The sequence below is a fragment of the Bartonella koehlerae C-29 genome, assembly GCF_000706625.1.
Classification (GTDB): Bacteria; Pseudomonadota; Alphaproteobacteria; order Rhizobiales; family Rhizobiaceae; genus Bartonella; species Bartonella koehlerae.
The window spans coordinates 793990-809837 of the sequence record NZ_KL407334.1; the positions used below are offsets into that span (position 1 = coordinate 793990).

A 15848-nucleotide genomic window follows, 5' to 3' on the forward strand; every position below is an offset into this window, starting at 1 on the left:
ATGGCTTGTTTAAAAAATTTTGCTTCTAATTATTGTATAATCTTTGAAGCAGATTTTATTTTGAAGTTATTCAAATTTAGGGTAATATTGAGTGATTATTCTGTTATACAGAATGGAGGGTGTTTCTCATGCGTGATTTTTGGATAGACAAAAAAGACATTGTTCATTCTATATTCACCCAAAATAGATTATAAAATATCTATGATGAAAAAAGTTTTTTTGTTTCTAATGATAGTAGTTTTTCTAGGTACAAATTCTGTTCGAGCGGCTGAGTGTGCTAAAGTTGGAAAGGAACTTGCGACCCAAAAGAAGGCCGTTTTAGTACGTTCAACACCAGTTGTTCAGGAAGGAAGAGATATATGTTTGGTTGTAGTCGTAGTACCTGCCCGTGATGGTAAAAAACTGCGCCGTGTTGAAATTTCGGTTCCCGCCGATTAGTTTTTGGCAGATGTTTTGATGCGTATCTTAATTGTTGAAGATGACCGAAATCTCAATCGTCAATTAGCAGAAGCTGTAAGAAATGCAGGATATGTTTCGGATAGTGCTTTCAATGGTGAAGATGCTTATTTTTTAGGCAGTACAGAGTCTTATGATGCTGTGATACTTGATATTGGTTTGCCGCGTCTAGATGGAATTTGTGTTGTTGAAAAATGGCGCAAAGAAGGTCATCTTATGCCTGTTTTAATGCTAACAGCCCGAGATCGTTGGTCGGATAAGGTGCTTGGCATTGATGCAGGTGCTGATGATTATGTTGTGAAGCCTTTTCATTTAGAAGAATTGATGGCACGGTTGCGGGCGTTAATTCGCCGATCTACGGGTCATGCAACAAGCACGTTATGTTGCGGTAAAGTTTTGTTGGATACGAAAACTTCTCGTGTTTTTGTTGATGGTCAATTGATTAAATTGACGTCATATGAATTCAGACTTCTTTCATATCTCATGCACCATGGCGATAGAATAGTTTCAAGAACGGAACTTACCGAACATCTTTATGATCAAGATTTTGACAAAGATTCGAATACAGTTGAAGTCTTTGTAGGGCGTTTGCGTAAAAAACTTGGGGTGGATTTAATTGAGACCATTCGTGGAATGGGCTATCGAGTAAGAATGCCAGGTGATCAATGAGTGTTCTAAAGAACAATGATTGGCTTAAGGGTGTGTTTTTTCTCGTCAGTAGATCTCTCAGTTTACGCGTTATGATCTTATCAACATTATGGGTTGTTATTTCGCTTTCATCGATTTCTGCAGTCAGTATTTTATTTTATCAGCGTTCAAGTGAACAAAGCCTAGAGCGTATCCTTTCTGCTCAGCTTTACAGTCTTATTGCGACAGTGACTGTGTCACCTGAAGGGGAATTAAAAGGAAATTTGGGGATTAATGATATTCGTTATTCAGATCCAACATCAGGTTGGTATTGGGAAGTTGTTGCTGTATCACCTAACCTAAAAGGAAGACTGACATCTCCATCATTGGGAAGCAGAAAAATATTTTCGCCCAGTGATACTGATATACTTTTTGACAATAAATTTTTTCGTTCTTATCGAATAAAAGGGTTCAATAATCAGAAGTTACAAGTGATTGAAAGTGATGTTGTTCTTGATAATCAGGATCACATTGCGCGTTTTCGTCTCATTGGGAATATTGATGAAGCACATGCACAAGTGCAAGAATTTAAACAAATTTTGCAAATTTTTCTTTGGAGTTTTGGTATAGGCAGTGTTCTTATAAACATTGCGATTATTCTCTTTAGTTTTCAACCTTTGAAGCTTATCCGACAAGCATTGAATGATATTCGCGAAGGTAGGGTTAATTATGTTAATACGGATTTAGTAAGCGAAGTTTTGCCGTTAGTACAAGAGATGAATGCTCTCATTCATAATAATCAGCGTATTATTGAACGGTTTCGGACTCAGGTTGGTAATCTTGCGCATTCCTTAAAGACACCTTTATCAGTTGTTATGAATGAGGCTGATAAAATGTGCGGAGAACAAGCAATTTTATTGAAAGAGCAGACTAAAATAATGCAGGACCAAATAAATCATTATACACAGCGTGCTCGCATTGCTGCGCAGTGCGACAGTGTAATTTATCACACATCTGTTCGCAAAGTAGTTGATCGTTTGGTGCGAGCTATGGAGAAGCTTAATCCTGAAAAACGGTTTCGTTTTGTTATGGATGTCAATGATATTATTTTTTCTGGTGAAAAGGAAGATTTAGAGGAAGTTGTGGGTAATTTGATTGAAAACGCTGCTCAGTGGTCTCGCACCAAAGTTCTAATCTCTTGTTATTTAGAAAAAAATATTGAAGAAGCAAAATTCTTTAGCCTTCTTGTAGAAGATGATGGTTCTGGTTTAACAGAAGAACAAACTGATGAAGCTGTTAAAAGAGGTCGTCGATTTGATGAAGGTAAGCCGGGGACAGGTTTAGGGTTAGCAATTGTTTCTGATATGGTTAAAGAATATGGCGGAAGCCTTTTCTTATCGCGTTCTGATTTGGGAGGTTTATATGCAAAAGTTTTATTACCACGAAGGTAAAAATGTTTTATCTTTGTAGAGCATATATATTAGAATTTATAAAAACGGCAATATTTTTACATGTAATACACAAGACAGAAAATTATTTCAGGATGTTGAAGGGTGACATCTGTTTGTAATCAGAATTTAGAAGTGAAGTTTTATTTTTATGCCTTTATACGTGTTGGAAAAAGTGATGATGAATTTTACCATATTACAGATAAAACAGTGTTTTTCTATCATTTTACATCAGTGTTTTTATAAATAAAGGGGGAGAATAAATTAGTTCCGCTTGTTGATTTTTATATTGGTAACAAAATAATATGTTCTTATTAGTTTTGGCAGCAGTTTTTCTCATTTTTCTGGCGAGTATACTTTTTCTTTCTCTATATAATTATGGGGCCAAAAAAGAATTGAGAGCTCAAGGCATTGAGAGTGAAAGAAGCCGTATGTATTCGGTTAGGTTTGATAAGCCTTACACATATTATAAAAAAAGGCGTACTCTTATAGCTTTGAGTATTTTTTTTGTTCTTCTTATAACTTTGGGCATTTACGGTTTTACAGGTAATCCAGAAGTTAAAAGTTATTTTTTTAGCGAACTCATGGATAAAGAGCCGAAGACACTGAATAAACGTGAACACCTTGTTCGTCTACAAGTACTTTTTTTGCGTTTACCTCATGATGGCAAGCTAGCAGATGCATTAGCAGTAGGATACCTCGAGGAGGGATATTTTCAGGATGCTGTGAACATTTATTTAGAGGCGCTTCGCTTAAATGGAGAATCGGCTCCAAGGCTTGTGGGATATGGGTTGGCATTGATTGGTTATGAAGGCGGAATAATTACACAAGAAGCACAAAATGCTTTCCAAAAAGCAGCAGATTTAGCGCCAAATGATTTTTATCCTCGTTTATTACTAGCGGAAACGCTTCATCAGGCTGGAAAATCTGTACAGGCGGTTCAGTTTTTACAAAATTTTCTTGATACAATGCCTGAGGATTTTACAGGACGATCACATATTGAAGCTATGATCGTTCAGTTACGTGATGCATCTGACTAGAATCTTAAGAAAGGTGACTGTAGTCAGTTTAGAGTATGAAATTAGAGGGGATATCTTAGAGTGTAAAGATATTGATAAAAAGTTGCGCCCATATAGCAGAATATACCATGCGATCTTCAAAAGATAGGGCTATGTGAATAATGAATATTGATATACCGTATTTATAAAAGAATTTTCTTAGAAAGTTTATGAACAGTCAATCATTCCATAACTCCCCTTCATTGAGAGTCATTTTAAAGCAACGAAAAAAAAAGCGATTGCTGATAGTTTTATTTTGTTGTTTGATTATAGCAATTGCAACAAGTCTTATTATGTATGCACTACGTGATGCAGTAAGTTTTTTTCGAATGCCATCTCAAATTACAAAAGAAGATATTTTAATGGGGCGTTCTTTGCGTTTAGGTGGTTTTGTTGAAAAGGGGACTATTGAATATGTTGGAGAGAGGGGTGTTATTTTTTTCGTAACGGATAACGTAAAACATGAAAAAGTAATTTTCAATGGTGCTTTACCTGATCTTTTTCGTGAAGGTCAGGGTGTTATCGTAGAAGGATATTTTGATAAACAGGGTTTTTTTGTAGGTACGCGTATTTTAGCAAAACATGATGAGACTTATATGTCTAAAGAAACAGCTAATCGTTTGAACAAACGTCACAGAGTGGAGAAATAATTCGATTGTGCTTGTCGAGCTAGGACATCTTTTTTTATCTGCTGCCTTTGCAGTGAGTTTATTAGGGGCTTTTTTACCCGCTTTAGTTTTTTTGTGGGGAGAGCGTTCGTTAATGCAAACAGTCGTTCCCCTAACATATATTACTTTTACATTATTATTCTTATCTTTTTTGATTATTATTCATGCCCATATTGTTTCTGATTTTTCTGTTTTGAATGTGGTTGAGAACTCTCATTCAGAAAAGCCAATACTGTATAAAATTACTGGTGTTTGGGGAAATCACGAAGGATCTATGTTTTTATGGGTTTTAAGTCTCGCTTTTTTTAGTACATTGGTGGCGTTATTTAGCCAGCATTTGCCAGAACAGTTTAAAGTACTAATTTTAATGTGCCAAAGCTGGATGACAAGCGCTTTTCTTTTATTTATTCTTTTTATGTCCAATCCATTTTTACGTATTAATCCACCCGCCTTGCAAGGAAAAGATCTTAATCCTCTTTTACAGGATATCGCGTTAGCAATACATCCACCACTTCTTTATTTAGGTTATGTTGGTTTTTCACTTTGTTTTTCTTTTGCAGTAGCTGCATTGATTATGGGATATGTCGATGGACTTTGGGCGCGTTGGGTTCGTCCTTGGCTTCTACTTGCTTGGTGTTTTTTGACATTAGGTATTATGGTTGGGTCTTATTGGGCTTATTATGAGTTAGGATGGGGTGGTTATTGGTTTTGGGATCCAGTGGAAAATGTTGCGTTTATGCCCTGGCTTTCAGGAACGGCTCTTTTACATTCCGCTCTTGTTCTTGAAAAACGGGGAATATTGAAAAGTTGGACTTTATTTTTGTGCATTCTTACTTTTTCCCTTTCTCTTATGGGAACTTTTCTTGTTCGTTCTGGTCTTTTAATGTCAGTTCATAGTTTTGCTATTGATCCAGCACAAGGGCAAGCAATTCTCGCAATTTTATTGTTATTCACAGGAGGGGCTTTGCTTCTTTTTGCTTTGCGTGTACCTGTTTTGACACCGGGAAGATTTTTTCAGCCAATTTCGCGTGAAGGTTTTATTGTTTTAAATAATTTGTTACTCACAACAATAACAGCAACAGTTTTGATTGGTACGCTCTACCCCTATTTTATTGAGGTATTAACAGGGCAAAAAATTTCTGTAGGAGCGGATTTTTTTAACCTTACCTGTGGGCCTTTAATGATGTTATTATTATTATTGGTTCCATTTGGATCAATGATAGCGTGGAAACACGATGATTTTCTCGCAGTTTTTGAACGGCTGTGGTTTGTTTTTGCATTAGTCGCTACAGTTTGTTTTATCACATTTTATGTAGCGTCTTTGCGTGATATTTTTGCTATTTTAGGAATTGGACTTTCAGTTTTTGTTTTCTTAGGCAGTTTAGCTGATCTTTGGGCGAAGAGCGGACATCGCAAGATGGCTTTGTTAGCACGGGTTAAGAAATTTATTGGATTACCATGGTCCGTTTTTGGTGCAGCAATAGCGCATATGGGATTAGGTGTTACATTGTTTGGTATTATCTGTGTCGCAACTTTTGGGCAAGAGCGTATTCTTATTATGCATAGAGGAGATATGGTAACGATAGCAGATAAAACTCTTCATTTGAATGAAGTGCGCGATGAAACTGGTCCGAATTATTCGGCAATGGAGTTTTATTTTACAATATATGAAAATAAAAATACGGTGGGTAAAGTAACAGCATCAAAGCGGTTTTATTTAAGTCAAAATACATCAACAACGGAAGTTGGTATTCAAAATCATGGTTTATCTCAGCTCTATATTGTTCCAGGACGGATAGATGAACGAGGGCTCGTTTTACATGTATGGTGGAAGCCTTACATAATATGTGTTTGGTTAGGGGCATTGATGATGGCTATGGGCGGATGTTTTTCTCTTTTTGGTTATTGGTTCCGCATTGGGGTGCATCAACGGAGAGTCTTTCATTTTAAATTTTCTGAAAAGGCATTGAGATGAAAAAAAAACTATTTTGCACTTTGCTTTTTTTAATTACTGCTTTTTCTTTGTCATTAGCAATAGCAGTGGAGCCAGATGAAGTTTTAAAGGATACAGTTCTTGAAGCGCGTGCGCGTGATATTTCATCGCATTTGCGTTGTCCAGTTTGCCAAAATCAATCAATTGATGATTCGGATGCTTCATTAGCACGTGATTTACGGCTTTTAATTCGTGAACGTTTGAAAATGGGTGAGAGAGATCAGCAGGTTATTGATTTTCTTGTTGAGCGATATGGTGAATTTATCCTCTTGAGACCACCATTTAATAAAACAACTTGGTTTTTGTGGTTATCGCCTTTGATAATTATCATTATTGGTGCAAAAGTCATATTTTTCCGAATAAATGGTACAAGAACGAAAAAGTAATTACTTTAAATGTTGATGAAGAAAAGCAGTCAAGAATATTCTTTCGCTAACACGGATGTTACAGGAAAAAAATAAGGTACATTTAAATTGATATCAGCTTTCTTTATCAGTGATGCATTGTTGTGTCCTTAAACCTTACAAAACTTTAACAATTTAGACAGAAAACGGTAAGATTTGTTATTTTATAAAAGGACGAAATTGAAATATAATATGATTAAATAGGAGCGTATACCAAATGGTTAAAAAAACTTTCTTCACAACATTAGTCGCAGTAAGTTTTTCTGCTGGTTTAGAAACTGCACTGTTTTTTAGTGGATGTGGATCAAGCTTGTGGACGACAAAAGCTCATGCAGATTCTGTATTTAGTTCATTAATACAACAGAAGGGATTTGCAGATATTGTTTCTCAAGTAAAGCCTGCTGTTGTTTCGGTACAGGTGAAGAGCAATAAAAAGAAAAAAGAGTGGTTTTTTAGTGATTTTTTTAGTACTCCGGGCTTTGACCAATTACCAGATCAACATCCTTTGAAAAAGTTTTTTCAAGAATTTTATAATCGTGATAAGCCTAGTAACAAATCTTTGCAACGTTCGTATAGACTACGCCCTATAGCTTTTGGATCGGGCTTTTTTATCTCGTCTGATGGTTATATTGTGACCAATAATCATGTGATTTCTGATGGCACAAGTTACGCTGTTGTTCTTGATGATGGTACAGAACTGAGTGCAAAACTCATTGGAACGGATCCACGAACCGATCTTGCAGTATTAAAAGTAAATGAAAAAAGAAAATTTTCGTATGTCGATTTTGGTGATGATTCAAAGCTTCGTGTTGGTGATTGGGTTGTTGCTATTGGTAATCCATTTGGCCTTGGTGGAACTGTGACAGCAGGTATCGTTTCGGCACGTGGACGTGATATTGGTACCGGTGTTTATGATGATTTCATTCAGATTGATGCTGCTGTTAATCGAGGAAATTCTGGAGGTCCAACTTTTGATCTTAACGGAAAGGTTGTTGGAGTGAATACGGCAATTTTTTCTCCTTCTGGAGGCAATGTTGGGATTGCTTTTGCTATTCCAGCAGCAACAGCGAAACAGGTTGTGCAACAACTTATCGAAAAAGGTTTAGTTCAGCGTGGTTGGCTTGGGGTTCAGATTCAGCCTGTAACGAAAGAAATCTCTGACTCAATTGGTTTGAAAGAGGCTAAAGGTGCTTTAATTACGGATCCATTAAAGGGGCCAGCCGCAAAAGCTGGTATCAAGGCAGGTGACGTTATTATTTCTGTGAATGGTGAGAAGATTAATGATGTTCGCGATCTAGCAAAGCGTATTGCAAATATGAGCCCGGGAGAAACAGTGATCTTAGGTGTATGGAAATCTGGTAAGGAAGATAATGTGAAAGTTAAACTTGATTCGATGCCTGAAGATGAAAGTATGAAGGACAGCTCAAAACATTCAAATGAGCACAGTAATTCAGATGAAACATTGGAAGATTATGGTTTGATTGTTGCTCCTTCTGATGATGGAGTAGGATTGGTCGTAACTGATGTAGATCCAGATTCCGATGCTGCAGATAAAGGAATACGTCCTGGTGATGTGATTGTGACAGTTAATAATAAATCTGTTAAAAAGGTCTCTGATATTACTGGCACTATCAAAAATGCCCAAAAATTAGGACGAAAAGCCATACTTCTACAAGTGCGAACAAATGATCAAAATCGTTTTGTCGCTCTTCCTATTTTCAAAAAATAACACTTGATTAATGGTAGGGCAGAGGTTTTGTAAACTTTTGTCCTACAACGTGATTTGATAAAATAACGGAGATGCCTTTTATGAAGATACTCGTTATCGAGGATGATCATGAGACGGGGCGTTATCTTGAAAAAGCTTTTGGGGAGGCAGGGCATTCGGTTGATGTTGCGTATGACGGTGAAACTGGATACGCTTTAGCTGAAACAGAAAATTATGATGTTATGGTCGTTGATCGGATGCTTTTGCATCGTGATGGTCTTTCTATTATTGCTGAATTGCGTGCTAAAGGTAATGAAACACCAGCTCTTATCCTTTCAGCTTTAGGACAAGTGAATGATCGTGTGATGGGACTGCGTGCAGGAGGTGATGATTATTTGACAAAGCCTTATGCCTTTTCTGAACTTCTTGCTCGTGTTGAAGTGTTGCAACGACGGAAAAATCCTAAAGAAGCAGAAACTGTTTATTGTGTAGGCAATCTTGAACTTGATCGGCTAGCACATACAGTAAAACGGGGTGATAGAAATATTATATTACAGCCACGAGAGTTTCGTTTACTTGAATATTTGATGCGATATGCTGGGCAGGTTGTTACCCGTACTATGCTTTTAGAAAATGTTTGGGATTACCATTTTGATCCACAAACAAATGTCATTGACGTTCATATATCTCGTTTAAGAGCAAAAATTGAGAAAGATTTTGATGTTCCACTTCTCTATACTATACGTGGAGCTGGATACATGCTGAAAGCACCAGATAACAAAATATGAATCGTCTACTCAATATGATGCGCACGACTGCGCTAAGGCTTTCAGCACTGTATATTCTACTATTTGGGTTAGTTGCAACAGGGCTTTCTATTTATATAACGGCATTTTCTGTTTCATTATTAACTGAGCAAACGGAACAGGCTTTACGTGAAGAGTTAAGACGTATCGAAAACGCTTATAATTATGGTGGGCTCCCTTTATTAATACGTACTATTGATTATCGTTCACGACAACCTGGAGCTTTTCTTTATCTTGTTACTGATTCTATGGGACGCGCTCTAGCAGGTAATGTTGCACGTATTGAAGTTGGGCTTTTGAATCATAATGGTTTTCTTTCGAATTCTTTTTTGTATTCGCGTTTTGGAGAACATGGCAAAACAAGTGAACATCGGGCGTTGGCAATTATTGTTAATTTGCCTAATGCTATGAAAATTCTTGTGGGGCGGGACTTAGATGAACCAGAACGTTTTGCAGCGGTTATTCGTAAAGCAGTTGTGATTGCTCTTGCAGCAATGGTTGGAGGGGCTTTACTTATATGGTTTTTTGTTGGTAGACGTGCATTGCAGAGGATTGATCATGTAACGGCTGCATCACAGCGTTTGATGGAGGGTGATTTCAGTGGGCGTTTACCTGTTTCTGGGGTAGGGGATGAGTTTGATCGATTGTCTGCTAATCTTAATGTTATGTTAGACCGCATTGAAGAATTAAATATTGGTTTGCGTCAAGTATCAGATAATATTGCTCATGATCTAAAAACACCGCTAACACGTCTTAGAAATTGCGCTGAAGCGGCACTTTCTGGGCAAAAGAAAAATTTTGAATATCGTCAAGCACTTTATGGTATCATTGCTGAATCAGATCAACTTATTCGTACTTTTAATGCTATCTTAATGATTTCACGCATTGAAGCTAGCAATGCAATTGAGCATCTTGAAACTATGAATATGAAGCTAATCCTTGAAGATGCTGTTGAAATCTACGAACCTTTTGCTGAAGAGTCTGGTGTTTTGCTTCGATTAGGGGAGACATTTGATAAAGAGTTGAAATTGAATCGTGAACTTGTTGCGCAATCAATTTTTAATCTTATCGATAATGCGATTAAATATGCCTCTAAAGGTGGAAGGAGAGCGAAAGTTTGCTTATCAATGGAATATCGTGGTGAACATTTATTAGTTGTCGTTAGCGATAATGGTCCGGGAATTGCAGCGAATAAACGTGACAAAGTAACAGAACGTTTTTTTCGTCTTGAAGAAAGCCGAACACGGCCTGGTTTTGGTATTGGTTTAAGTATAGCAAAAGCTGTCATGAAACTTCATGGTGGTGAACTTTTACTTGAAGATGCTAATCCAGGGCTTAGAGCTGTTTTATTATTTCCTTAAAGGCAATGTACTTAATCGTTCTGTTTTGACACGTAACAACTGTTTTTTTTTAAATATAATGCAATAGAAAGAAAAATTAAACCTTTTTCAAGTGAGTGCAGATAAAAAATGCTTTTTTAAAAACACAGCTTCTCCCTTTACGTCCTCTTGATGAAAGCGGTTCTCAATGGCTAAAAGATATTGAAGAACAAACCAGGAAAGAAAATTTAGAGTCGCTTGTTTTCTCTATTTCAAATCAGGGAAAGCAGATTGATTTTATAAGCGCAGTTATGACTTTATCTCCTTTTTTGCGTGAGGCTTTAATAGCCAATCCCTCGTATCTTACTCCTTTATTACATGTTGATATAGAAACAAGATTGAGCGAAATTATAGATGATATTGTACTTATTGATAAGAGTGAATCTACACATGAAACTGCATTGATGGCGGCTTTAAGATGCAAGAAACGGGAAGCTCATGTTCTAATTGCTTTAGCTGATTTGAGTGGTGTTTTTACTTACGAAATTTCATGCGGTTGGTTGACTCGTTTGGGAGAAGCCGCATTAGGTGTGGCGCTCCGTTTTCTTTTAAGAGAAGCGCATGATCATGGTAAAATAAATTTTTCAAACCGTGAGGATCCAGAAAAAGACTGTGGTTTAATCATTTTAGGGATGGGAAAATTGGGGGCAGGAGAACTTAATTATTCATCTGATATTGATCTTATTGTTTTCATTGATAGAGATATCGCCTCATATTGGTAATCTTTCTGAGAGTATCGATGTGTTCTCTAAAATAGTACGTTGACTAATCCGTATCATTCAAGAACGTACTACAGAGGGATATGTTTTTCGTTTCGATTTTCGGCTTCGGCCAGATCCAGGTTCAACGCCTTTAGCTTTACCAGTAAGGACTGCTTTACGTTATTACGAGGGACGTGGACAAAATTGGGAGCGGGCAGCTATGATTAAGGCACGCCCAGTTGCTAGCGATAAAAGAGCAGGCTTTAACTTTCTCAAAGAGCTTTTCCTTTATGTGTGGCGGAAATATTTAGATTATGCTGCTATTGCGGATATTCATTCGATCAAACGTCAAATCCATGCATATAAAAATTATAGTCAAATTGCTGCTTATGGCCATAATATAAAGTTAGGATGAGGTTGTATTCGTGAGATTGAGTTTTTTGTCCAGACACAACAACTCATTGCTGGTGGGCGTTTTCCTCAATTGCGTGGGCGTCAGACAGTTGCAATGTTAGCAGAACTTCACAAGCTTGGTTGGATTAGTGAGAAAACGAGAGATAGCCTTGTAACAAGTTATGCTTTTTTACGAAATGTAGAACCTCGTATCCAAATGCTTGCTGATGAACAAACGCATATTCTCCCAATTGATCTTTCTCAATTTACTAGTGTTGCATATTTGATGGGCTATCAAGAGACGAGCAGTTTTATCTGCGATTTATTAAAAACGCTTCAAGTTGTTGAAAAACATTATGCGGCGCTGTTTGAAAACGAGCAAGAACTTGGTTTAGAAATTGGCAATTTAGTTTTTACAGGTGAAGAAGATGACCCAGAGACATTAATAACATTAAGCCGTTTAGGTTTTGAAAGGGCGAGTGATATTTGTCGTATTATGCGCACACTTCATTGTGGGCGTTATAAATCTACTCAATCTGCTGAAGCGCGTGAGAGATTAACGGAATTGACCCCAGCACTTTTGAAAGCTTTTGGTGCGACAAAAAGAGCCGATGAAGCAATGTTACGTTTTGATAGTTTTTTACAGGGATTGCCTTCAGGAATTCAGCTTTTTAGTCTTTTGCAATCTAACCCCTCTCTTTTGGATATGTTAGTGCTTATCATGGGGGCTGCGCCACGTTTTGCAGAAATTATTACACGTAAACCCCATGTTTTTGATGGAATGTTAGATCTAACTATTTTTTCAGAGTTGCCAACAAAAACTCATTTAGAAAATCAGCTTGAATATTTTCTTGAAGGTGTAATTTCTTATGAAGAAATTCTAGATCACTTAAGGGTTTTTGCTGATGAGCAACGTTTCTTGATTGGTATTCGAATTTTGAATGGTGTAATTACGGGAGAGAAAGCAGGTTTTGCGTTTACTGCACTTGCTGATCTTATGATTGCAAAAACATTTTCTGCAAGTTCAAGAGGAATTTTCTCGTCTTCATGGCAATATTAAAGGGGGGCGTGTGGGTATATTGGGCATGGGTAAGCTTGGAAGTTGTGAATTAACTGCTGGTTCGGATGTTGATCTTATTTTGCTTTATGAACATGATGAGGATGCGGAAATATCTGATGGAGAAAAACCTCTCTATATTTCTCAATATTATACTCGTTTGACACAGCGTCTTGTTGCAGCTTTATCTACTCTTACAAGTCAAGGAGTCCTTTATACAGTTGATTTAAGATTGCGTCCGTTAGGCAATAAGGGACTTGTTGCTGTTTCTTTTGAATTTTTTAGGAAATATTATCGCAAGGAAGCATGGATATGGGAACATCTTGCTTTGACAAGGGCAAGAGGTATTGCAGGAGATCTTGATTTTTTACAAAAGTTAGAAAATGAAGTTTGTACAATTATTGGTTTTTCTCGTAATAAGAAAGATGTAAAAAAAGCAATATGTGAAATGCGTATGTTGATTGAAAAAGAAAAACCACCAGAGAATCGATGGGGTTTGAAAACGATGCTTGGTGGAATCATGGATCTGGAGTTTATTGCTCAATTTTCTCTTATTACGCATGTGATTGCGTTTCAAATTAGAGCAACTACAGCGGATATTTTGGCCCAATTACCAACAAGTTTTCTTAATCAATCATTTATTTCTGATTTACACCATGCCTATGGCATCTATACAAATTTGAGCCAAATTATGCGACTTTGTTTAAATGATGCTCTTGATCTCAATGATATGCCATCGGGATTAAGCGAACTTTTGTTAAGCAGCGTTGGAGAACCTGATTTGCTGCGTGTTGAGAAATTAATAGAGGAAACAAGGCAATCAGTATGTTCAATTTTTATACAAATCATGAAATATTGAAAATGTGTTTATAAGAAAATTAGACATGGTTATGAGGATGAAATGTAATCGAATACGATGATAGAGTGTAAAAAAAAACATACAAGAGATAGCTATTAATCGTAAAAAAATATTACAATTAGCTCTATTGCCAAAAAAATATTTTTTATAAAATACGAAGTTTATAGTTTCTTTTAGGTCTCTATTGAAAATTTTTTGTAAGTTTTTTTTGATCTAGAATATTAACTTTTTTATTTATTCGATAAAAGAACACTTTATGATTACTAGATCACTAGTTGTATTCTGAATTTGAAAAATACATCCTCTCTTAGTCTCTATAAGTGAAATTGTAATTTTTCATGAATTGTTCGTACTCTCACTTATTTTTGCCGATCAATGCATGATTTTTTATATTTTCTGGTTATATGCCTTACTGGAATAGAGAGAAAAATCTGTTTTCAATTAATTTTTTGAGCTGATTGAAATGGTTTTTATGCTGAATTACTAAGTTCCAAATATTACATTTATTCAAAAAATTAAAATACGCTTTTTTTCTTTTAAGGAAGGTATAGTATTTGTTCATCTTTTTTTTGCTCAATTTATAGTAACCACATTGCATGTTAATAAAACTATATCAAGGGAGATATTTTCATGCACTGAGGATGCTACAGAGCTCTTTCAGAAAAGGATGAGAGTTGGCGTTTTTATTGCCTAAATTAAAAAAAATATTGAAAAAGTTGTAGCTCTCTATCGTTTACCATTTCGGTAACAGAATCATACTGAGCAAATAGGGTAAGAAGTTTTATCGGTTACGTTAAACGGCTTCATTTTCTTTTAAAAAATGAATATTATCACTATCTACATAGTTCAGGAAATGATGGAAAAAAGATTCATGAAAGAAAATAATAAAACTTTCTTGACTAAAATATAGGGAACTTTCTAAGAAGATAAATTCTAAAAAATGACATAATTTGTCAAAGTTTGTTTGGAATTTCCAATTGGAAGATTATTTTTTTATAACTGTGTCATTTTTACTACAGATTTTTTGAAAAAAATATGAAACCATCTGCATATTATGTGTCACATTAGCTTTTAGGGGAGCAATTATGACTACGAAGTATTTAATCACAACATCTATTTTTTCTTTAATTTCAATTTCTGTAGCGCAGGCAGCGGATGTTATAGTTCCAGAACAACCGGTGCCTGTGGTTGCAGTTCCTGCTTTTTCCTGGGCAGGTTTTTATCTTGGTGGCCAAATTGGTAGTTTTTCAAGTAAGACTGCTTTAAGTTATTTAGGAGATGAGAAAACAGGGAAATGGACTCCAGTTAAAAAGGAATTTGTGCCCAAACTTTCTGGTTTTATAGGTGGCATTTATGCAGGTTCCAATTTTGATATCAATAATGGTTTTATTATAGGTATTGATACGGATGTAATGTGGTCTGGTAAAAAAAATACGAAAACTATTACTTCGCCAAAGGTTACGCCGGAAGTCACACCAGAAAAAAAGGTAGAAAAAGTTTCAGAAGGAACAAGTCAAGAAACTTCTGCAGGGGTGACAAATCAAACTGTGTCTCATACTTTAAAACAAAAATGGTTTGGTGCCACACGGGTGAAGGTTGGTTTTACTGTTGATCGTATTATGCCTTATGTTGCAGGAGGTATTGCTTATACGCAGCTTCAAAATATCTTTGAAAAGGAAGCTGATATAACAAAGCAAGACATTGATATTTCTGATTTTTTGCATAATGAAAAAAAGACGATGATTGGTTATACCCTTGGAGGCGGCGTTGATTTTGCAATGACTGATAATGTTATTGTGCGTGCAGAATATCGTTATTCAGATTATGGTAAGAAGAAATTCGCAGATGAAAAAATTGAAATGCGTTACAAAACAAATGATTTTCGTGTTGGTGTAGCGTACAAGTTTTGATTTTTTGTAAGATTAAATTGTCAAAAAGTCTCATTTTCGAATGGGGCTTTTCTTTTTTCAGGTGTGTGCCATAAAGTATTCTTTTATGGTAGTGCTTTTTGTATGATTTTCTTTTATGCTAAAATTATACGCTTTTAAGGTGATGATTATCTGGCTTCATGTAGAGTTATAAAGCTTCAAGGTTAAAGAGAGTTAAACTTTTTATTGTTCTCTTTATATTCCATTCCGTAAAATAGTTAAAGTATGATTTTGAATTAATAACTAAGAAGACAGATTTCAGAATGATTTTACCTCATATTGTAGAGAGTGTGATAAAGAGAGTCACGAAAAAACTCTCTTTCTTTATTTCATTTAGGCTATTCAAAATCTTTTAAAAATATA

10 protein-coding genes and 2 pseudogenes are annotated in these 15848 nt (G+C 35.9%); all 12 read left to right on the forward strand.

Going from position 1 to position 15848, the window contains the following annotated elements:
* Positions 1 to 201: 201 nt before the first annotated feature.
* Complete coding sequence (locus O9A_RS03360; protein WP_034458773.1) at positions 202 to 438, forward strand: hypothetical protein; 237 nt, start codon at positions 202 to 204, stop codon at positions 436 to 438.
* Between the two features lie 18 nt (positions 439 to 456).
* A complete protein-coding gene (locus O9A_RS03365; protein WP_034458775.1) occupies positions 457 to 1125 on the forward strand; it encodes a response regulator transcription factor in 669 nt (222 codons plus the stop codon).
* Complete coding sequence (locus O9A_RS03370; protein ID WP_034458777.1) at positions 1122 to 2534, forward strand: ATP-binding protein; 1413 nt, start codon at positions 1122 to 1124, stop codon at positions 2532 to 2534. Before O9A_RS03365 ends, O9A_RS03370 begins: the two co-directional genes overlap by 4 nt.
* A 302-nt stretch (positions 2535 to 2836) precedes the next feature.
* Positions 2837 to 3571 carry a tetratricopeptide repeat protein gene (locus tag O9A_RS03375; RefSeq protein WP_034458780.1) on the forward strand — a complete coding sequence of 245 codons (735 nt, stop codon included), beginning with the start codon at positions 2837 to 2839 and terminating at the stop codon, positions 3569 to 3571.
* Between the two features lie 188 nt (positions 3572 to 3759).
* The gene (gene ccmE, locus O9A_RS03380) at positions 3760 to 4239 is read left to right on the forward strand and encodes a cytochrome c maturation protein CcmE (RefSeq protein ID WP_034458782.1); all 480 of its coding nucleotides are present in this window, start codon (positions 3760 to 3762) and stop codon (positions 4237 to 4239) included.
* Between the two features lie 7 nt (positions 4240 to 4246).
* Positions 4247 to 6232, forward strand: a complete 1986-nt coding sequence (locus tag O9A_RS03385; RefSeq protein ID WP_034458790.1) for a heme lyase CcmF/NrfE family subunit — start codon at positions 4247 to 4249, stop codon at positions 6230 to 6232.
* A pseudogene (locus tag O9A_RS03390) lies at positions 6229 to 6686 on the forward strand (cytochrome c-type biogenesis protein). The gene O9A_RS03385 and the pseudogene O9A_RS03390 overlap by 4 nt, the downstream one beginning before the upstream one ends.
* Before the next feature lie 185 nt (positions 6687 to 6871).
* Positions 6872 to 8383, forward strand: a complete 1512-nt coding sequence (locus O9A_RS03395) for a Do family serine endopeptidase (RefSeq protein WP_034458794.1) — start codon at positions 6872 to 6874, stop codon at positions 8381 to 8383.
* 80 nt (positions 8384 to 8463) lie between these two features.
* Positions 8464 to 9150, forward strand: coding sequence for a response regulator transcription factor (locus tag O9A_RS03400; protein ID WP_034458796.1), 687 nt, complete (start codon positions 8464 to 8466; stop codon positions 9148 to 9150).
* Positions 9147 to 10529 (forward strand): sensor histidine kinase, encoded by a 1383-nt coding sequence (locus O9A_RS03405; protein ID WP_034458798.1) that lies wholly within the window; start codon positions 9147 to 9149, stop codon positions 10527 to 10529. The genes O9A_RS03400 and O9A_RS03405 overlap by 4 nt, the downstream gene beginning before the upstream one ends.
* Positions 10530 to 10630: 101 nt before the next feature.
* A pseudogene (locus O9A_RS08550) lies at positions 10631 to 13557 on the forward strand (bifunctional [glutamine synthetase] adenylyltransferase/[glutamine synthetase]-adenylyl-L-tyrosine phosphorylase).
* A gap of 1085 nt (positions 13558 to 14642) precedes the next feature.
* The gene (locus O9A_RS03415; protein ID WP_034458800.1) at positions 14643 to 15467 is read left to right on the forward strand and encodes an outer membrane protein; all 825 of its coding nucleotides are present in this window, start codon (positions 14643 to 14645) and stop codon (positions 15465 to 15467) included.
* The last annotated feature ends 381 nt before the right edge of the window (positions 15468 to 15848 follow it).

Coding starts and splice junctions, on each gene's coding strand:
- O9A_RS03360 (WP_034458773.1), top strand. CDS start 202: ATGATGAAAAAAGTTTTTTTGTTTCTAATGATAGTAGTTTTTCTAGGT.
- O9A_RS03365 (WP_034458775.1), top strand. CDS start 457: ATGCGTATCTTAATTGTTGAAGATGACCGAAATCTCAATCGTCAATTA.
- O9A_RS03370 (WP_034458777.1), top strand. CDS start 1,122: ATGAGTGTTCTAAAGAACAATGATTGGCTTAAGGGTGTGTTTTTTCTC.
- O9A_RS03375 (WP_034458780.1), top strand. CDS start 2,837: ATGTTCTTATTAGTTTTGGCAGCAGTTTTTCTCATTTTTCTGGCGAGT.
- ccmE (WP_034458782.1), top strand. CDS start 3,760: ATGAACAGTCAATCATTCCATAACTCCCCTTCATTGAGAGTCATTTTA.
- O9A_RS03395 (WP_034458794.1), top strand. CDS start 6,872: ATGGTTAAAAAAACTTTCTTCACAACATTAGTCGCAGTAAGTTTTTCT.
- O9A_RS03400 (WP_034458796.1), top strand. CDS start 8,464: ATGAAGATACTCGTTATCGAGGATGATCATGAGACGGGGCGTTATCTT.
- O9A_RS03405 (WP_034458798.1), top strand. CDS start 9,147: ATGAATCGTCTACTCAATATGATGCGCACGACTGCGCTAAGGCTTTCA.
- O9A_RS03415 (WP_034458800.1), top strand. CDS start 14,643: ATGACTACGAAGTATTTAATCACAACATCTATTTTTTCTTTAATTTCA.